General features: G+C 66.1%; 4 protein-coding genes and 1 tRNA gene. 1 reads left to right on the forward strand and 4 read right to left on the reverse strand.

All coding sequences use genetic code 11. The annotated features are described in order from the left end of the window. Positions 1-148: 148 nt before the first annotated feature. A complete protein-coding gene (locus KH616_RS23540) occupies positions 149-568 on the reverse strand; it encodes a gamma-glutamylcyclotransferase family protein (RefSeq protein ID WP_292253399.1) in 420 nt (139 codons plus the stop codon). A gap of 34 nt (positions 569-602) precedes the next feature. After that, complete coding sequence (gene rraA, locus KH616_RS23545; protein WP_292253401.1) at positions 603-1,097, reverse strand: ribonuclease E activity regulator RraA; 495 nt, start codon at positions 1,095-1,097, stop codon at positions 603-605. Between the two features lie 224 nt (positions 1,098-1,321). Between rraA and KH616_RS23550 the strand changes: the two genes are divergently transcribed. Then, positions 1,322-2,287, forward strand: coding sequence for a helix-turn-helix transcriptional regulator (locus KH616_RS23550; RefSeq protein WP_292253404.1), 966 nt, complete (start codon positions 1,322-1,324; stop codon positions 2,285-2,287). A 19-nt stretch (positions 2,288-2,306) separates the two neighbouring features. Here KH616_RS23550 and KH616_RS25450 read toward each other — a convergent pair whose 3' ends face one another. Together KH616_RS25450 and KH616_RS23555 are read right to left on the reverse strand one after the other, a co-directional pair. Further along, on the reverse strand, positions 2,307-2,921 hold the full coding sequence (locus KH616_RS25450) for a GNAT family N-acetyltransferase (protein WP_366835181.1): 615 nt from the start codon (positions 2,919-2,921) through the stop codon (positions 2,307-2,309). A 7-nt stretch (positions 2,922-2,928) separates the two neighbouring features. Further along, positions 2,929-3,005 (reverse strand) — tRNA-Asp (locus KH616_RS23555). Positions 3,006-3,025: the final 20 nt, after the last annotated feature.

A 3,025-nucleotide genomic window follows, 5' to 3' on the forward strand; every position in this document is an offset into this window, starting at 1 on the left:
GCCGCGGCGATCTTCGAGAAGATGTCGACGTCGGAGAACTTCACGGAATTCCTGACGCTGCCGCTGTACGAAGAAATCTGACGCGACCCGGGCCCGGCATCAAGAAACAGGCACCCGCGGGGTGCCTGTTTCCCGAGCGCCCCGCGAACTATGCGCCCGTGTTTTCGCGCGAGCGCCGATGCTCGACCCAGTCGCCCGACGCAATGCGCGGCTTGTCCGCCACCGCATGCGTGGCGACCGGATAGTACAGGCACGCATACCGCCGGCCGTCGAGTTCGACCGTCGCCTCTTCCGGTTTGAACAGGCTGTCGACGCCCGGATAGACACGCTCGATCTCGTCGAGCACCGGCACGAGACGTTCGTCGACCTCGTACACATCGCCCCAGACGAGCGCCCGGCCATCCAGCGCGGCGATCATGCCGGGATACGTGCCGAAATCGTACAGTTCGCCCGGCAGCGCAGCGGCGCCCACGAGCGTCGGCGCCGCGATGCCATGTTTCTCGGCGGCCCGGCCGATATCGTTGACCTCGCCCGCCCTCAACGTGCCATAGACGAATACGTGGCGCATCGTGTTTCTCCTGTTTCGATCCGGCGGTTGCCGATCAGGTCAGCGACGTTGCGCTGACCAGTACGCCATCCGTGTCGGCGTATATCCACTCGCCCGGCGCAATCCGCGCGCCAAGCAGGGTGACAGGAACGTCCCGCTCGCCGACGCCGCGCTTGTCGCTCTTGCGCGGGTGCGTCGCAAGCGCGAGCACGCCGACATTGCATGCGCGCAATTCGGCGGAATCGCGCACGCAGCCGTCGACCACGATACCGGCCCAGCCGTTCTTTTCGGCGAGTGCGCCGAGGTTGCCGCCGACCAGCGCACAGCGCAGGCTGCCGCCGCCATCGACGACAAGGACGCGCCCGGCACCGTCCTGCTCGAGCGCTGTACGCACGAGCGAGTTGTCCTCGAAAATCCTGAGCGTCGCTGCGGGCCCCGCGAAGCGCACCGCGCCGCCATACGGGCGCAGCACCGGGTCGAGCACGCGCAGCGTGCCGGCCACGAGCTTGTCTTCATGGGCATCGCAAAGATCGGTTGTCGCAAAGGTCATGTCATCGTCTCCTGTCGGCCAGACGTCAATCGGATCGGGCGCCTCATCGTATGGCCAGATCCCATGCAAGGCCGCTCGTGTTGGAGCGCTCGCCCGGGTTCCAGGCAAAGCGCATTCGATTCGAACATCGCATTATCAACGGACAAAAACCACCGCGATCCATCGCGCGGCCGCTTCTACAATAGCGGCATTGTCCTGCGCGATACCGCGCCGCCTCGATCGCCATGAATCCGACCGTCCGGGACATCGCGCCCGCCCATCTCGACGTCATCGACATTCCGCCGGAATTCGAGCCGACGCCCGCCCATCCGATGCGCGTCCGCGCCCGCCCGCTCGCGGCCGGCGTACGCGTGCCGCGTCACACCCATGCGTGGGCGCAGCTCGCGTACGCATCGCGCGGCGTGCTGCGCATGGCGACGACGGGCACGACGTGGATGGTGCCGCCGTCGCGCGCAATCTGGGTACCGCCGCGCGTGACGCACGAGGTCGTGATCGTCGAGGACGCGTATCTGCGCACGCTGTACATCGACGAATCGATCGTGCCGGGCGGGCTCGACGCGTGCCGCGTCGTTGAAGTCTCGGGTTTGCTGCGCGAGCTGATCGTCGCACTCGACGCGCGCGACCTGGGCGCGACGCGCGAGCGCATGCTCTGCGCGCTCGTACTCGACGAACTCGGTCACGCGGAACCGCTGCCGCTCGCGGTGCCGATGCCAGACGAGAAGCGTCTGCGCACGCTGTGCGAAGCCGTGCTCGCACAACCCGCGCACGCGGAATCGCTCGAACACCTGGCCAGCGAAGTCGGTGCGAGTACCCGCACGATTTCGCGGCTGTTCAAGCAGGAGCTGGGCGTGAGTTTTTCCCAATGGCGGCAGCAGGCGTTGCTCGCGCGTGCGATTCCGCTGCTGAACCAGGGACGTCCGCTGTCGCACATCGCGCGCGAACTCGGCTATCAAAGCCAGAGTGCGTTTTCCGCGATGTTCCGGCGCGCATTTGGCAAGAGTCCACGCGCATTCATTCTGCGCGGGCATGAGCACCCGGGCCCGGAAGGCCTCGCGGGCGAGACCTTGCAGGCAGATGTTCCGTCGGGGGACACGACGTCGGGCGTCGATACACCGCGCGCCGCTGCGGCGGGCGTCGATAGCTCCGGCGTCGATACGTCGCATAACGAGCCGGACATCGCGCCGCGCTGACACTGCGCGCAGCCGCGCGTCAGACTCGCCGCACCATGTGTCGGATCGGGCCAAGCTGCGCAAGCCGCGATCCGGTGACGCGATAGCCCATGCGCAGATACAGACGCGCAGCGGGATTGTCGACGAACACACGCAATTGCAGTTCGCTCAACCCGCGCGCTTTCGCCCAGCGGTGCGACATGTCGAGCAGATAGGTGCCGGCGCCCTGCCCGCGATGGCTCGCGGCGATCTGCACATCGCGGATATGCAGCGAATCGCCCTCCTCGGTCAGGCGCAGCACACCGATGCGCTCGCCGTCGACTTCCAGAATGAAGTTCTCCGATTCGCCCCAGCTCGCATAAAAAAGATCGCCGCGCCACACAAGCCCGTGGCGTTTGTAATAGCCGCCCATGTTGCCGTGCGTCAGCGCTTCGGCAAACGGGAAATCGCCGGCCTCGGCCGGTCGGAGCTGGTAGAGGAGCCGCTGGTCGGTGGGGTCGAGCATCGCGCAAGGATCAGGGACACATGCCGTCACGATAGCGCAGTGCGGCGCGGATGCAATCGCGATTTGCACGCATCGGCGCATGAAAAAACAAAGCCCGCTCAGGCTTTCACCTTGGCGGGCTATATGAAAATGCCCGCGCGAGGCGGGCATTTTTATCTGGCGGAGCGGACGGGACTCGAACCCGCGACCCCCGGCGTGACAGGCCGGTATTCTAACCGACTGAACTACCGCTCCAGTCTTGCTTCTTGCCTGGC

This window comes from Burkholderia sp., from assembly GCF_018375725.1.
GTDB lineage: Bacteria > Pseudomonadota > Gammaproteobacteria > Burkholderiales > Burkholderiaceae > Burkholderia.

What these genes read in the sequence shown, in the direction of transcription:
- KH616_RS23550 (WP_292253404.1), top strand. Translation starts at nt 1,322, where the DNA reads ATGAATCCGACCGTCCGGGACATCGCGCCCGCCCATCTCGACGTCATC.
- KH616_RS25450 (WP_366835181.1), bottom strand. Translation starts at nt 2,921, where the DNA reads ATGCCCGCCTCGCGCGGGCATTTTCATATAGCCCGCCAAGGTGAAAGC.
- KH616_RS23540 (WP_292253399.1), bottom strand. Translation starts at nt 568, where the DNA reads ATGCGCCACGTATTCGTCTATGGCACGTTGAGGGCGGGCGAGGTCAAC.
- rraA (WP_292253401.1), bottom strand. Translation starts at nt 1,097, where the DNA reads ATGACCTTTGCGACAACCGATCTTTGCGATGCCCATGAAGACAAGCTC.